15 protein-coding genes are annotated in these 14,644 nt (G+C 63.4%); 6 read left to right on the top strand and 9 right to left on the bottom strand.

Features of this window, described 5'->3' with window-relative positions:
* Positions 1-80 precede the first annotated feature (80 nt).
* From AC630_RS04990 to AC630_RS04975, 4 genes are all read left to right on the top strand, one after another.
* Complete coding sequence (locus tag AC630_RS04990; protein WP_074117359.1) at positions 81-1,205, top strand: flagellar basal body P-ring protein FlgI; 1,125 nt, start codon at positions 81-83, stop codon at positions 1,203-1,205.
* Positions 1,205-1,585 (top strand): flagellar assembly peptidoglycan hydrolase FlgJ, encoded by a 381-nt coding sequence (gene flgJ, locus AC630_RS04985; protein WP_074117358.1) that lies wholly within the window; start codon positions 1,205-1,207, stop codon positions 1,583-1,585. Before AC630_RS04990 ends, flgJ begins: the two co-directional genes overlap by 1 nt.
* A gap of 11 nt (positions 1,586-1,596) precedes the next feature.
* Entirely contained in the window at positions 1,597-2,094 is a 498-nt protein-coding gene (locus AC630_RS04980; RefSeq protein WP_074117357.1) for a hypothetical protein, read from the top strand.
* Between the two features lie 161 nt (positions 2,095-2,255).
* Positions 2,256-2,618 carry a hypothetical protein gene (locus AC630_RS04975; protein ID WP_074117356.1) on the top strand — a complete coding sequence of 121 codons (363 nt, stop codon included), beginning with the start codon at positions 2,256-2,258 and terminating at the stop codon, positions 2,616-2,618.
* Positions 2,619-2,642: 24 nt separating this feature from the next.
* Here the strand turns inward: AC630_RS04975 and flbT (AC630_RS04970) are convergent, their stop codons facing one another.
* The 3 genes from flbT (AC630_RS04970) to flaF all read right to left on the bottom strand — a co-directional run bounded on the left by flbT (AC630_RS04970) (position 2,643) and on the right by flaF (position 4,085).
* Positions 2,643-3,029, bottom strand: a complete 387-nt coding sequence (gene flbT, locus AC630_RS04970; protein WP_074117355.1) for a flagellar biosynthesis repressor FlbT — start codon at positions 3,027-3,029, stop codon at positions 2,643-2,645.
* A gap of 290 nt (positions 3,030-3,319) precedes the next feature.
* Complete coding sequence (locus AC630_RS04965) at positions 3,320-3,685, bottom strand: hypothetical protein (RefSeq protein WP_074117354.1); 366 nt, start codon at positions 3,683-3,685, stop codon at positions 3,320-3,322.
* A 31-nt stretch (positions 3,686-3,716) separates the two neighbouring features.
* Positions 3,717-4,085 (bottom strand): flagellar biosynthesis regulator FlaF, encoded by a 369-nt coding sequence (flaF, locus tag AC630_RS04960; protein ID WP_074117353.1) that lies wholly within the window; start codon positions 4,083-4,085, stop codon positions 3,717-3,719.
* Positions 4,086-4,402: 317 nt separating this feature from the next.
* Between flaF and AC630_RS04955 the strand changes: the two genes are divergently transcribed.
* Positions 4,403-5,659 carry a flagellin N-terminal helical domain-containing protein gene (locus tag AC630_RS04955; protein ID WP_074117373.1) on the top strand — a complete coding sequence of 419 codons (1,257 nt, stop codon included), beginning with the start codon at positions 4,403-4,405 and terminating at the stop codon, positions 5,657-5,659.
* Positions 5,660-5,852: 193 nt separating this feature from the next.
* On the opposite strand, the gene AC630_RS04950 is transcribed toward AC630_RS04955, so the two are convergent.
* A complete protein-coding gene (locus tag AC630_RS04950; RefSeq protein WP_074117352.1) occupies positions 5,853-7,112 on the bottom strand; it encodes a flagellin N-terminal helical domain-containing protein in 1,260 nt (419 codons plus the stop codon).
* A 304-nt stretch (positions 7,113-7,416) separates the two neighbouring features.
* Between AC630_RS04950 and flbT (AC630_RS04945) the strand changes: the two genes are divergently transcribed.
* The gene (flbT, locus tag AC630_RS04945) at positions 7,417-7,866 is read left to right on the top strand and encodes a flagellar biosynthesis repressor FlbT (RefSeq protein ID WP_074117351.1); all 450 of its coding nucleotides are present in this window, start codon (positions 7,417-7,419) and stop codon (positions 7,864-7,866) included.
* Positions 7,867-7,938: 72 nt separating this feature from the next.
* On the opposite strand, the gene AC630_RS04940 is transcribed toward flbT (AC630_RS04945), so the two are convergent.
* The 5 genes from AC630_RS04940 to AC630_RS04920 form a co-directional block, all read right to left on the bottom strand.
* On the bottom strand, positions 7,939-9,438 hold the full coding sequence (locus AC630_RS04940; protein ID WP_074117350.1) for a pyridoxal phosphate-dependent decarboxylase family protein: 1,500 nt from the start codon (positions 9,436-9,438) through the stop codon (positions 7,939-7,941).
* Positions 9,435-10,688, bottom strand: a complete 1,254-nt coding sequence (locus AC630_RS04935) for an ATP-grasp domain-containing protein (protein WP_074117349.1) — start codon at positions 10,686-10,688, stop codon at positions 9,435-9,437. Before AC630_RS04935 ends, AC630_RS04940 begins: the two co-directional genes overlap by 4 nt.
* Position 10,689: 1 nt before the next feature.
* On the bottom strand, positions 10,690-12,339 hold the full coding sequence (locus AC630_RS04930) for a hypothetical protein (protein ID WP_074117348.1): 1,650 nt from the start codon (positions 12,337-12,339) through the stop codon (positions 10,690-10,692).
* On the bottom strand, positions 12,329-12,679 hold the full coding sequence (locus AC630_RS04925; RefSeq protein ID WP_074117347.1) for a hypothetical protein: 351 nt from the start codon (positions 12,677-12,679) through the stop codon (positions 12,329-12,331). The genes AC630_RS04930 and AC630_RS04925 overlap by 11 nt, the downstream gene beginning before the upstream one ends.
* Positions 12,680-12,749: 70 nt before the next feature.
* Entirely contained in the window at positions 12,750-14,627 is a 1,878-nt protein-coding gene (locus tag AC630_RS04920) for a flagellar protein (protein WP_074117346.1), read from the bottom strand.
* Positions 14,628-14,644 lie beyond the last annotated feature (17 nt).

Genomic DNA, 14,644 nt, shown 5'->3' with positions numbered 1-14,644 from the left:
TCGCAAGGAAAGCGTCGGACCAGCTCGTCATGGGAGTGTCGCAGACGGTCCGAGATTTGAGGAGCCTCGGGGAGCAGAGGATGCCAGGCGTTCGTTGGATGAGAATCGTTGGGGTGGCCTGCGCCGCGCTGTCAGCGCTGGCGCTCTCGGTCGCGCCTGCAGCCGCGACCTCGCGCATCAAGGATCTCGCCAACATCGAAGGCGTGCGGCAGAACCAGCTCATCGGCTACGGCCTCGTGGTCGGCCTCAACGGCACCGGCGACACGCTCAACAACATCCCTTTCACCAAGCAGTCGCTGCAAGCGATGCTCGAACGCATGGGCGTCAACATCCGCGGCGCCACCATCCGCACCGGCAACGTGGCCGCAGTGATGGTGACCGGAAACCTGCCGGCCTTCGCCACCCAGGGCACGCGCATGGACGTCACTGTCTCCGCGCTCGGCGACGCCAAGGATCTGCGCGGCGGAACCTTGCTGGTCACTCCCCTGCTCGGCGCCGACGGCAACGTCTACGCGGTCGCCCAGGGTTCGCTCGCGATCTCCGGTTTCCAGGCTGAGGGCGAGGCGGCCAAGATCGTGCGCGGCGTTCCGACCGTGGGCCGCATCGCCAACGGCGCCATCATCGAGCGCGAGATCGAATTCGCGCTCAATCGGCTGCCGAACGTGCGGCTCGCGCTGCGCAACGCCGACTTCACCACGGCCAAGCGGATCGCGGCCGCGATCAACGACTATCTCGCCGTCAAGACCGCCGAGCCGATCGATCCCTCGACGGTGCAGCTTTCGGTCCCGCCGGAGTTCAAGGGCAACGTCGTCGCCTTCCTCACCGAGATCGAGCAGCTTCAGGTCGATCCCGATCTCGCCGCCAAGATCGTCATCGACGAACGCTCGGGCATCATCGTGATGGGCCGCGACGTCCGGGTCGCCACCGTCGCAGTGGCGCAAGGCAACCTCACCGTCACCATCTCCGAGAGCCCGCAGGTCAGCCAGCCCAACCCGCTGTCGCGGGGACGCACCGTGGTGACGCCACGCACCAGCGTCGGCGTCACCGAGGACGGCAAGAAGTTCGCCGTCGTCAAGAATGGCGTCTCGCTTCAGCAGCTCGTCGACGGGCTCAACGGCCTCGGCATCGGCCCCCGCGACCTCATCAGCATCCTCCAGGCCATCAAGGCCGCCGGCGCGATCGAAGCCGACATTGAGGTGATGTGATGCAGACCGGCATGATCAACACCGCGCACGTCGTCAACTCCGCTTTCTCGAACTCCGCCTTTTCGGTGGAGAGCTGCAACGGTCGGCCCGACTTCGAGCTCGCCGCCGCGCTGCAGAAGGTCTCGCCGCAGCAGCAGACCAAGGCGCAGAAGACCGCCACCGATTTCGAGGCGATGTTCCTCAACAGCATGTTCTCGCAGATGACCTCGGGCCTGAAGGGCGAAGGCCCGTTCGGCGACACGCCGGGCACCGGCGTGTGGCGCTCGATGCTGACCGAGCAATACTCCAAGAATTTCGCCAAGGCCGGCGGCGTCGGTGTCGCCACCGAAGTCTACCGCACCCTCATCCTGCAGCAGGCGAAAACGATCCGCACGGCATAAGGTCAAACGAGATGAACCACTTCAACGCCTCACGCCAGCCGATGCAAGCGCCGCGCCCGAACAATGCGCCCGAGAGCGCCGCGGCACGCAAGATCGCCGAGCAGCTGATGGATGCGATGAGCTCGCTGCTCGGACTGATCGAGCGCGAGACCGAGCTCGTTCGCGCCGGCAACGTCCGCGAGGCTATGACCCTCGAGAGCAAGAAGCAGGAGCTGTCGCGGAACTATGTCGGCGCCGTCAGCCAGTTGAAGGCGAACCAGGCCGACCTCGCGAAATCCGCGCCCGAGCTGCTCTCGACGCTGCATCGGCACCACGACGCGTTCCGCGCAATGCTCCAGGTCAACCTCACCGTGCTCGCGACTGCACACGCGGTCTCCGAAAGCGTCGTGCGCGGCGTCAATGCCGAGATCCAGAAGCGCAACGTGCCGAACACCTATACGGCGGCGGGGCGTCGCGCCGCTCCCGGCCCGCGCCACATCACCCCGCTCGCGGTCAGCCGCTCGCTCTGAGCACACAAGCCAAGAACACGCGACAATTTTAGCAAAAATCGCGCGGCTGCGTCGTCGCGCGGTTAGGTACGTTTCCTAACCTGACCTTCAATCCTGGCGTTCCATAGTTGCGCGAACAGACGGGTTGGGATTTGACTCGGGGGCAAAGCCAGGAGGCTGCCGTGAGTACAGATTTCAGCATTCGACCGGTGGGGATACCGGTCGCTACGTTACCCATAGCGACATCGAGCGCGGCGGCGAACGATGCCGTGCAGACCGATTTGCCCGCGCGCCAGACCGTCGGCGCGAGCGACGCTGGGGCGGCCGCGCGCTATGATCTGCAGTATAGCCAGAACGTTTCGCATCAGGTCGTGTTCGACCAGGCCGCCGCATCCTTCGTTTTCCAGGTCGTCAACGAGAAGAACGACCAAGTCGTGGAGCAATTTCCGGACGAGGCGATGCTGCGCCGCCGTGCCTATTTCCACGCGCTCGACCTCAGCAAGGCCGATGCAGAACGCCCGCTGTCGACCGATCGCAGCGCCTGAAGTCGTGAAGGCTGATCAGCAGAGCTAAACGGTTTGCTTCAGCAGCTCCTCCTCCCGTCTGATGAGCTTCTGGATCTCCTTCAACGAGTTGTACAGGGAGCCGCTCAGAATCAGCGTGCTTGCAGCCTCGATCGACTTTCTAAAGCTCGGCACCGCCTCGAGCAGATCCTTGACGAAGCTCACATAGAGCTCCTGGTATTTCGGAATATCGTTCTCCAGGTACATCATCTGGATGCAGAGATAGAGCCGCTTCACGGGCGTATTGGCTGTCTCCGCGGTCAGCAGGTCCTTCTCGCGCAGGATCGGCGCCTCTCCCGAGATCAATAGCCTGGTTCGCGTATCGGAGTTGGTGATGAGACTTTGACCGATGATGATTCGCTCGAAGGGCTTCAGTTCAACTTTCAGCGCCATCGCTGTTACCTCCTGCGCTCATACCAAGAACAAGCCGTCTTCGGCTGGCCCATTCGACGAAGCGAGAGATGAAAGGCTCTTGCTCCGGCGGCTGACCAGGTTCATCGGATGGAATCCCACCGCCGGCTGCGCGCAGATCGGCGGAGCCACTTCGAACGTCTGCTTGCGGCCCAAGCCGTGGACTTCCGTTGCCAAACGGTAAATGGATTTGGTTAACGAGACTTTAACTACCCCGGCGCGGCCCACAGACCGGCGACCAGAAGGCTGCGCGATGCGGAGTCCGGCCGCGATCAGGCCAGGTCGGCGTAAGCCGTATTGAGCACGGTCGCCCCGGTCGCGGGATTGGTGACGACCGTCTTGATCTGCGCGTGACCGACCTTCTTCAACAGGAACTTGGTGTCGCCGATTCGGAAGGAATTGTCCTTGATCAGCACGTCCTGGTACTGAATTGGGCCCGTGCCGCTCTGGTATTTGACCTTGGCGCGAAACCCTTGAACGTCGAAGATTGAGAACGAAAACTTCTCGCCTGTGGAATACGCGCCGTTCCAGGTTCCCGTATAAAGGGTGGAATCGACCGGAACATACTTCACATTCGACGACGACGGCGTTGGCGCCGACTTATAGCTGCTGCTCAGAATGCTAAGGATGTCTGCCATCGCTTAAATTCCGCTCAATCGGCACGTCCTCTCAGGCGCGCCCGCCCAATCCCGCCGCGATGTTGCGGTTGATTTCGATCAACGGCTTGAAGTGCTCCCGCTGAGGGCTGATCTGCAGCGCCGCTGTCTGGGACAGCACGAAGACACTGATGTTGGCGATGTTCTGCCGCACGTGCCATGGCTGCGGGTTTTCATCGCGCTGAGCTTCGCTGAGAAAGATCGACCAGAGCTTGCGGTTGTAAATCAGCGCTTCGGACATCTGGGAATAGGTCGCATCCGGATCGGTCATCGCGGCATGCAACTTGTTCGCAGCTTTCAGTAGTGCCTGGGCTTCAATATCTCGGGGGGATGAGGTGGCAGTCGCGACACGCGCGTAGGCTTGAGCGGCAGCACTAGACATTCGTCACCTCAGCAACCCCTTCTTCCGTCCGGCAAGCATCCGGATTCCGTCTTGCTAACGCCTAAAGGCGGCCAATTAAGATTAGCTTACTCGCTGCCCGAATTCGCGTCATCGCTGGACTGCGCCGCGCTTCTGGCCGGTCTGCTTCGGCCGAACTGCCCCAGCCATCGCCAAATCGGAACATCTCGTTAACCACGTTTCGTAAGCAGTGGTTAATCATATTTTAAAAGCTTTTGTTCACACTTGGGATGGCTGAAACCACAAAGCGCATTGACCCGGACCAGGACGCCGGCGGTGCACACCAAGGGAAGTCATTCATGTCCGACGTCGTCCTTACCGCCGCAGTCCGCCAGAACCTGCTCTCGCTGCAGGGCACCGCCGACCTGCTCGCGACCACGCAGGGCCGTCTCGCCACCGGCAAGAAGGTCAACAGCGCGCTCGACAATCCCACCAACTTCTTCACGGCCGCTGGCCTCGATGCCCGCGCCAGCGACATCAGCAATCTCCTCGACAGCATCGGGAATGGTGTCCAGGTGCTGCAGGCGGCTGACACCGGCATCACCTCGCTGCAGAAGCTGGTCGATACCGCCAAGTCGATCGCCAACCAGGCACTGCAGCAGCCAACGGGCTACAGCACGAAATCAAACATCCAGTTCACCGGTACGGGGGTTCCCACCGGCACGGGCGTAGCCACTGCCGCGGACCTCACCACCAGCAAGCTCAACGGCGGTGTTTACACCTTTACGAATGCCGCCGGCACTGCTGTCACGATCACCATCGGCACTTCGCCAACGAGCTTCAATCCGGTGACCAAGACCGCGCAGGTCCAGTCCCTGGCCCAGCTCAACCAGGCGCTCGCGGATGCAGGCGTCAACCTCTCGGGCTCAATCACCGGTTCTGACAGTCTGACTTTCACATCGACCAATGACGGCGCGGGACAAGTGATCACCGGGACCGCTGCACCCACGGCTCCCTCGGCGCTGGACGCGATCAACATCAGTGCCAATGCGGCCGGTGGCGGCGCAGGTGGCGCGGTCGTCGCGGCGGTGCCCGACCCTGTGTCGCAGCAGGCTCGCGCAACTCTCGTCAGCCAGTACAACCAGATCCTTCAGCAGATGACCACGACGGCGCAGGATGCCTCCTTCAACGGCATCAATCTGCTCGATGGCAACTCGCTGAAGATGATCTTCGACGAGACCGGCAAGTCGACGCTCACGATCGCAGGCGTCACCTTCGATCCGAACGGTCTCGGCCTGACCCAGTTGGCCCCCGGCACCGACTTCACCGACAACGTCCTGACCGGCAAGGTGCTGACGGCGCTCAACAACGCCAGCGCCACGCTGCGCTCGCAGGCCTCGGCCTTCGGCGCCAACCTGTCGATCGTGCAGATCCGCCAGGACTTCTCGAAGAAGATCATCAACGTGTTGCAGACCGGCTCGTCCAATCTGACGCTCGCGGACTCCAACGAGGAAGCGGCCAACAGCCAGGCACTCTCGACCCGGCAGTCGATCGCGGTATCGGCGCTCGCGCTCGCCAACCAGTCACAGCAGAGCGTGCTGCAGCTGCTGCGCTGACGGCTCGTCTCCGCTACGCTCGCGATAAGTGGCAGGGCTGTGCCCTGCCGTTTTTTTTTGTCGCAAGACTCATCGACGCTGGCGTTGGATCAACTGCGACTACAGCGCCCGAGCATCTCAAACAACCGATGCGGTCAAAAAAAAAGCGGCAGGACCGAAGTCCCGCCGCCTGCTCTTCAGCTATCCGTTGAACTCAGCGCAGCAGCTGCAGCACGCTCTGCTGCGCCTGGTTGGCAAGCCCCAGCGCCGATGTTGCGATCGACTGGCGGGTCGACAGCGCCTGGCTGTTGGCCGCTTCCTCGTTGGAATCGGCCAAGGTCAGATTTGACGAGCCGGTCTGCAGCACGTTGATGATGTTCTTGTTGAAGTCCTGGCGGATCTGCACGATCGACAGGTTGGCGCCGAAGGCCGAGGCCTGCGAGCGCAGCGTGATGCTGGCGGTGTTGAGCGCCGTCAAGACATTGTTGGTCATGAAGTTGTCGGTGAGGTCAGTGCCGGCCGTAAGCTTGCTCAGACCGAGACCATTGGGATCGAAGGTCACACCTGCAATCGTCACCGTGGACTTGCCGGTTTCGTCGAACACCATCTTCAAGCTGTCACCGTTGAGCAGGTTGATGCCGTTGAAGGAGGCATCCTGCGCTGTGGTCTTGATCTGCTCGATGATCTGGTTGTACTGCGCAACCAGACCGGCGCGGGCATTTTGCGACACCGAGTCCTTGACCGCGGCCGTGACCGAGCCGAGGGTGCCGCTGGCGGCCGCCGTCGAGATGTCGACCGCGTCAGCCGCGGTGGGGGTGGTGGCGGTGGCGCCGGCAGTGATGGTCTGGCCCGACGCATCGTTGGACGAGGTGAAGGTCAGCTTGGTGGGCGCCGCGGCGTCGAACGAGGCCTGCAGGTTGACGCCCGCGTCAGACAGCGCCTGGTTGAGCTGATCGAGCGAGTTCACCGTGGCCGTCTTGGCGGTGCTGTCGAAGGCCGTGTAGGAGGCCCCGATGGTAATCGTAGCCGCCGTACCCGCCTTGGTGGTGAAGGTGATCACCGAACCTGTGAGTGCACCCTGGTTCAGGTTCGCGGCGGTGGCGGTGCCGGCTGCCGCGTTGGCGCCGGTGAAGGCGACGCTGGCCTTCGACGTGTAGCCCGATGGCTGCTGCAGCGCCTGGTTGGCGATCGACTTCGCGGTATCGACCAGCTTGGAGAGCGAGGTGATGCCGGTGTCGGCGGCCTGCAGCACCTGCACGCCGTTGCCGATGCTGTCGAGCAGGTTGCTGATGTCGCCGGCGCGGTTATCGAGGCCAGCGGCGGTGAAGAAGTTGGTGGGGTTGTCGAGCGCGCTGTTGACCTTCTTGCCGGTGGCGAGACGGCTCTGCGTGGTCGCGAGCAAGTCGGCAGTGCCCTGCAGCGAGAGCAGGTTCTGGCGGACTGAGGCAGTGAGGGTGATGTTGGACAGAGACATGAAACAACCTTTCTGGCGTTACACAACATCGGCCTTCTTGGCCGGTACCGGACCCTACGAAGCCATTGATCAACGAAAACTGAATCGATCCGATAGGATGCCGCAATCACTGCGGGCTTCGGAGCTCATGCTTTAAGAAGGATGAAGATCGTTCGGAATACTCCCATCGCACGCCAATGATCGTGGTTAACAGGCAACGAACATGTTGCAGGAGCAATCCCTGACGTGCCAAATCGCGGCCGGCAGCCGTTCACGAACGGCGCGCGATAGTCGCTCGTTACCGAAGCGTTGATGGAGAACAGGCGTGGCCCTAAAGGTCGAGCTCAGAGCACACGAACGCATCATTATCGGCAACTGCGTGATCACCAACACCGATCAGCGCGCCCGCTTTCTCATCGATGGCGACAACGTGCCGATCCTGCGCGAGCGCGACATCCTGACGCCGGAAACCGCCGACACGCCGGCCAAGCTCGTCTATCTGGCGGTGCAGCTGATGTACATCTCGCCCGATCCGCAGAGCCAGCACGGCACCTATTTCAACCTAGTGCGCGACATCGTGACGGCCGTGCCGAGCGCCTGGCCGATCATCGAGGGCATCAACAACAACATCATGAGCGGCGATCTCTACCGGGCGCTGAAGGAAGCCCGCAAGCTGATCGCCTATGAAGACAAGCTGCGGGAGCAGTTCGAGGCCACCCATCCCAAGATCGATGCCAAGATCGATGCCAAGGATGACGTCAGCTCGGCCGCCTGAGCGCTTCACCCATCTGAAACAAAAACGCCCCGGACCAGGTCCGGGGCGTTTTTGTTTCAGGGCCCTCTCCGGTCACTGCGCCGCGAGCGGCGGCGCCGCGACCTCGATCAATCCGTCGCCACTTCGCCGCGCGCCGAACTCCAGCACGGCAGCCACAAGCGCATCGATGTCGGTCTCGTCGGTGCGATGATTGACGATGGCCGCGCGGATCGCGAACTTGCCGTCCAGCGTCGTGCTCGACGGCGCCGCGATGCCGGACTCCTGGACATCGGCAACGATCTCGCGGTTGGTCTCATCGTCGGCGCGGTAGCGGAAGCAGACAATGTTGAGATTGACCGGCGCCAGCAGCTCCAGCCGCGGCTCGGCGAGAACGCGCACTTCCAGATATTTTGCCAACGCACAGCTTCGCGCGATCACCGCACCCAGACGGTCGGTACCGAACGTCTTCAGCGTGAACCAGGTCTTCAGCGCGCGGAAGCCGCGCGATAGGTCGGGACCGAGATCGCAGGGCCAGACCGCGCCCGCCGCAAGCCCCCTCGCCTCGCGACGCAGATAGGCCGCCGGCTGCGCAAAGGCCTGCCGATGCTGCTCGCCGTCCCGCACCAGCAGAAGGCCGGCATCGTATGGCACCTGTCCCCACTTGTGGAAGTCGAGCGCGATCGAATCCGCAAGCTCGATGCCGCCGAGCAGCGGCGCGAGCTCGGCTGAGAGAATCGCAAGCGCACCGAAGGCACCATCGACGTGAAACCAGATTCCCTCCTCGCGGCACAGCGCTGCGATCGCCTTGAGATCGTCGATCGCGCCGATGTCGACCGTGCCGGCGGAGGCGACGACGAGGAACGGCTTGAAGCCGACCTCGCGATCGATCGCGATCCGCGCGCGCAGCGCGGCGACGTCGATACGATGATCGACATCGACGTCGATCTTGCGCAGCGCATCGGTGCCGAGCCCGGCAATGTCCATGGCCCTCGACACGCAGCCATGCGCGGCACACGATGTGTAGGCCGTGAGCAGCGCGCCGTCATTGCCGATACCGTGCTGTCGTGCCACCGTACCGAGCGCGCTCGTCCGCGCCACCAGCACCGCCATCAGATTGGCCATCGACGTGCCTGTGACGAAGATGCCGCTCGCGCTCTCCGGAAAGGCGAAGAGGCGGCGCATCCACTCGACGATCTGGCGCTCGACCTCGATCGGCATGTGGTCGCGTCCGCCAAGATTGGCGTTCAGGCCCGCCGCGAGCATCTCCGCGATCATGCCGACCGCGGTGCCGCCGCCATGCACCCAGCCCATGAAACCGGGATGGACGTTGCCGGTCGCATAGGGCGCAACATGCCCGGCGAACTCGCGATAGACCTCGGCGAGATCGCTCGCCTCGCGCGGCACATCGGCCTTCAATGCCGCGCGGATATCGTCGGGGATCGGCTGCCACACCGGCCGCGCGCGAACATTGGCGATGCTATCGATCGTCTCGTCCAGCATGCGATGGGCGAGCGCGCGAAACGCGCTCCAGTCCTGCGGATCGAGCGAGGTGCGCGTGACGGAGCTTTGCGTGTTGCGGATCATCTCGTTCATGCTGCACTCTTCTTGCTCGCTTCTGCATGGCGCGACAGCATGGCCGTGAACGCGGCAAAGATCTTCCGCATCTGCGGCGGCTTGTACGGAAACACATCCGGCGGATCCATGTTGTGCACCACCGCCGTATTGTCGGCCTCGAAGATCAGAAGCTCGCCGTTCTGGTTCTCAGCACAGTCCACGGTGAAATATTCGAGCCCGAGGCGGCGCGACATCTCGGACAGGGCGGCACGATGACGCGCGGCGAACGCGTCGTCGAAGTCGAGCATGAAGGCTGCTTCCTCCGCTCGTTTCTCGACGCTGAACGCCATGTAGGCGTTGAGATACCAGATATCCCAGCGATCAGCGATCGCCATATGGCAGGCATAGGGCTTTCCGTCGACGACTGCGAGGCGATATTTGCGAAACAGCCCGTCGGGACTGCTGTAGTCGACGAAGCGGGCCACGAAAAATTCCTGCTCCTGACGATCGGTCAGATAGTTGGCAAGTGCGGAGTGGTCGTCGAGCTTCGCAAGTCCCACGCCAGCATGCGTGCCACGCGGCCGCGCGATCATCGGAAAGCGCAGTTCTCTTGTGACGTCTTCACAGGCGATCTGCCCCTGAGACAGCGCGAGCATTTGCGCACGCGCTACGCAAACGGTTGCGGGAATCTCAAGACCGTCGATTCCAGCAAGCAGGCGGTGAAGCTTATCGCGGTCGAGGCTGGCAATCCGATTCGGGCGATTGAGCAACGGCCGCGGCCAGCGCGGCGCGGCACCCTCGATCACGGCAAGCGCGTCGCGACATTCCTCGGAATCGGAAGCTACGACGATAGCGATGTCGTGATCCGGCAAGGACTCGGGCAGACCGACCCCTTTCACGACATAAAGCGTCATCAGTTCGATATCGGAACCTTCGAGTAAAAACTCGATCGGGGTGTTGCCGCCCATGTCGATGGCGGCCGCCAGCGCCAGCACGCGCAAGGATGGCCTTGCGGTCGCGCACGGCGAGCGGAACAGTTGGTGGAAGGCCAGCACCTCTGCTTGAATCGCAAGGCCAGCGTCTTTCTCACCGAGAAGCTGGGCAATCAGCGACAGATCGAGCCCCTCGCCTGCCTGCGCCTTCCCGTCCGCGACACGTGCCATGAGCGAGTCGCACAATGGACGCAGGTCCACGCCATTGAAGGCTTGCTGCGTGAGCTGGGCAAAACCGATGCGATCGGCATATTTCGGCTCGCTCTTGGCGATCGGCAAGTTCGCTTGATGCTGCATATCAGACTCCGGATACGGATAAATGCGACTGCGCCGTCTCGTCGGCACGGTTCAGCAGCAGCTCGATCTTCACCAGAACATCGGCGATGCGATTGAGAATGTGCTGCAGATTGCGTTGGGCCTGTGCCGTGTCCGGCGACCACGCCTCCGTCACGAGCCGCGCACCGACGCAAAGGCGCAGCGCAGCCTGCGGTGCGACGTCGGGCCGCTCCAAGCGAACCGGCTGGCCGATCAGGCAGCGCTGCTCGGCGACCTGCCGGTCGGCCGCGCTACCGCTGATCTCCTCGTTCATGTCACGCACCAGTGCCCGGTGAACGGCGCTGGTCTCGGCAATCGAGACCGGTCTGCCGTCACGCTGCAGCGTGAATGGAAAGATCGTGGCTTGCGCGAACTCTTCGTCGTCCGCGCCACCGCTCTCAGCTGGGCTCGGGACGGCTCGAAGCGACGGTGACAACGCGATCATGCTGTCGATGCCGGCGGCAAGTTCGGCCAGCGCCTTGGCGCGGAAAGCCCCGGGGACGGCATAGTAGCTGCCGATCTCCGCGAGCGCCGCCTCCCAGCGCAGCCATTGACCGAAATTCGGCCGGCGCTCGAAGCGAGAGCGTAGCGCCGTCCAGGCCATCGGCCAGTCGCAGCGACCGGCATAGTCGAAGAAGCCCGGCGCGATCTCGCCAAGTCGATCGACCGCGCGAGAAAATCCCTTGGGAACCAGCAGCGCGCCGCTGAAGGCGGGTCCGCCGAAAAACTTCGAGCCGGTCATCAGCACCATGTAGCCGCGATCGAGGTAGGCGCGCAGACGCCGGCGCCCGAGCCGCATCTGGCAGGCATCGACCATAACCTGCACTTGGCCATGCCAGCGCCTGGCAATCTCGTCGAGGCAGGCCTCGCTTGGGGCACGCCAGCCGAGTTTTGACGAATCCATGATCTGCAGCAGAACGCGGCGGCCTTGCGCGAGGCTGTTCTCGACTGCGCGCAGTACCGTGGCATCCGCATCCGCGCGCATCGCGATGTCGGCCCCGGCCTCGAGCAGCGGCAGCGCGATACTGTCGCCGGCGAGCCCCGCGACCGCGCCATCCTTGCGGACCGCAAAGCCGCTTGCCGTCATGGAACTGAAATGGTGCCCGCGTGCGGTATGGATCGTCCCGCTACCGGTCTGGTCTGCGCCGACCACGATGGTCACCGGCGATGCGCCAAGCACTGCGCGCGCCAGGAACAGGGCGTGGAGCTGCGAGTCCGTGCCGGACGGCGAGAACACGACGTCGACGCGCGGCGCGAGCTGGAGATGGCCGCGCAACTCGTCGCGCATGTCCTCGCAGCGCGCGTCGAAGGCGACTTCGACCTCGTCGAACAGGCACTTGTGCATCAGCTCTTCGCGCGCCAGCGCGGCACGGTCATAGGCTACTTGCGAGATCGTTGACGCCGTCGAGGAAGCAAAATTCCAGAGCTCCGGCTCAGGCGATGCCGCGCAGCCATAGGCGTTGACGCGATCCTTCGGATCGAGCGTCAGCCGCGGATCTCCGCCGGAGACGAGCAGTGTATCCAGCGGAGTGAAGAGATCGAGCAGACGGGTGCGCGAGCCACCGTCGGACGCTCGCTCGGTGATTGGCAGATGGGATGCGCCGGCGCTCATCCCGGAAGGCTCACGCCGCATCGGCCGCGGGCGCCGGCGCGAATTGCGAGGCGATGTCGCCGTGGAATACCGACGGCCCGACGTGATCGAGCGAACTCTGGATGTCGGCCCAGATTTCGCCGCCGATGTCAGTCCAGCGCTTGCAGAAGGCGAAGTCCTCGGAGAGATACGTACCGGTCGCCGGATCGATCATGCATTCGAACAATGCGAACCGGCTCTGGCTTGCGGCCAGCGTGTCGTGCTCGAGATTGGACATGCCGTGCACGGCGCGCTGGAGCGCGAAGATCGAGCTCGCGTAAATGCTCGACACCTGCCCGCCGAAGCACGGCGTGGCCACCACCAGCTGCATCTTGTCCGACATAGACGGCTCCGCCCCGCTCAATCCTCACCAAGAGGTAAAGAGGCATGGTTAACGGCGCCTTAACGTTTCCTTACAGGAACTTGACGAGCGAGAGCTCCGCGAGTTTCGCGGTGGTCTGGTAGGATGCCTGGAGCGCGTTCTGCAGCGACAGGATCTCGCTCGCCACCTGGTCCGGCGAGGTCGACTCCGCCTGGTCGATGATGTTCTGGAGCTGCACCTTGGCCTGGGTCTGGCGCGTGGTCGCGTCCTTCATCGTGCTCTGGGCCATGGCGATGTCGGTCTGGATATCCTCGATGCGCTGCTGCCCGGGCTGCTTGGTCAGCGCCTGGGCCGTACGCTGGCTCAACGCCGCAATCTGCCCACCCGAGTACTGCCCGGTCGGCGAGGTCGAGAACGTGCCGAACACGGCGATCGACTGCAGCTGGCGCCGGATCGCATCCTCATCGGCCTGGGCGCCGTATTGAACCGTGATGGAATCGTCGACCCGCGCCACCGCGGTGGAGCGCGCCGAGCCCGGTCCGTCATTGCCGGTGTACCATTTCACGGTGTTGGCCGAGCCGTTGACTAGCGTTGTCGCCGAGCTCGCGGGCGAAGTGCCGACGCGCAATGGTGGCTGCGTAGCTGTCACCGGGGTCGAGCTGAAACCGAGCGAACCGAGCGCGGCCACCGCGCCCGGAGTCGAGCCCGATATGCTCAGGCTCGCCGCATCGTCGGTGTTGATCGTGATTGCGCCGCCGTGGATCGCCGACGGCTTCGAGGTCCCCGTGATCGAGTCGATCTTGCTGAGCAGGGTCTGGATACTGTCGGTGACATTGAGCTGATTACCGGTCGCGCCCGAATTGACGAAGGTCAGCGTGGTGCCGTTGACGGTAATGCTGTCGCCGAAGGAGAAGCCTGGCGAGATCGAGTCCGAGGGAGCCGTGCCGGACAGTGCGGTCGCCCCGCTGATCGGTGTTGCCGCCTGGCTGGTCTTGGCACTGCCAATCGCCGAGCTCGCGGTGTTGAAGAAATTGTCGCCAGCCGTGATCGCAGATGCCGCCACCAGCGAGGTATTGGCGAGCTTCGTGATCGCTGTGTTGAGGGCCGTATTGAGATTCGCGGCAGTGTTGGCCGGACTGGTCGAGTCGATCGCAAAACTGCCGGCGGGCGTCGGCGTGGCCGTCGACGCGGTCAGGTCGATCTGCTCGGTCGATCCATCGGGCAGCGTGAACTTGACGCTCAGCTTGTCGCCGTTGCTCGGGTTGGTGCCGTTGAGATCAACCGAGAACGACACCGGAGAGCCGCTCGGGCCGGTGACGGTTGCCCCCGTCAACGTCGAAGAAACTGCCGCGATCTTGAGCCCGAACGGCGAGCCGGCGACGTCCTCCGACACCTTTACCGAGCTCGGCGTCGGCTGCGTCTGCACCAGCCGCCCCATGCCGTTGGTGCCAAGGTCGGCGGCCTGGCGCTCGGCCATGACGGTCTTCAGGCCCGCCTGCGTCGTGGTGCCGTTGATGATGTCGTCGGCATTGGCGACCGACTGGGTGTTGAAGGCCGTTCCGGAGAACAGGTAGCGATTGCCCGCCTGCGTGTTCAACACACCGACCATCGAGCCGAACTGGGCCGCGGCCGTGCTCTGCGCAATCGTCTGTCCGTTGACGTTGAGGTCCTGCCCGGTGTTCGCGGCTCCTGTCTGCACAGTGCTGCGAATGGTCGTCAGCGCCTGCAACGCCGTATTGGCGAGGTTGATGCTGACATTCACGTTGGTGATCGTGTCGGTATAGGCGGCGATGTTCGACAAGTGCGCCCGCGAGGCGATTGCAAAGCCCTCGTTGGTGCCCATCCCGGAATAGTTCTGCGACAGCTTGCCGGTCGAGAGTTGCGTCGACAGGTCGGTGAGCTGCTGGTTGATGTTGCGGATCTGGGAGCCGAGAACCGACGAGGAGTAGTTGATGCTGCTGATCGACATCTTTCAGAGCCCTGTAC

This window comes from Bradyrhizobium sp. AS23.2 (genome assembly GCF_001908185.1).
GTDB lineage: Bacteria > Pseudomonadota > Alphaproteobacteria > Rhizobiales > Xanthobacteraceae > Bradyrhizobium.
Note: the sequence above shows the minus strand (reverse complement) of the source record. Positions and strands in the feature narration are given on the sequence as shown.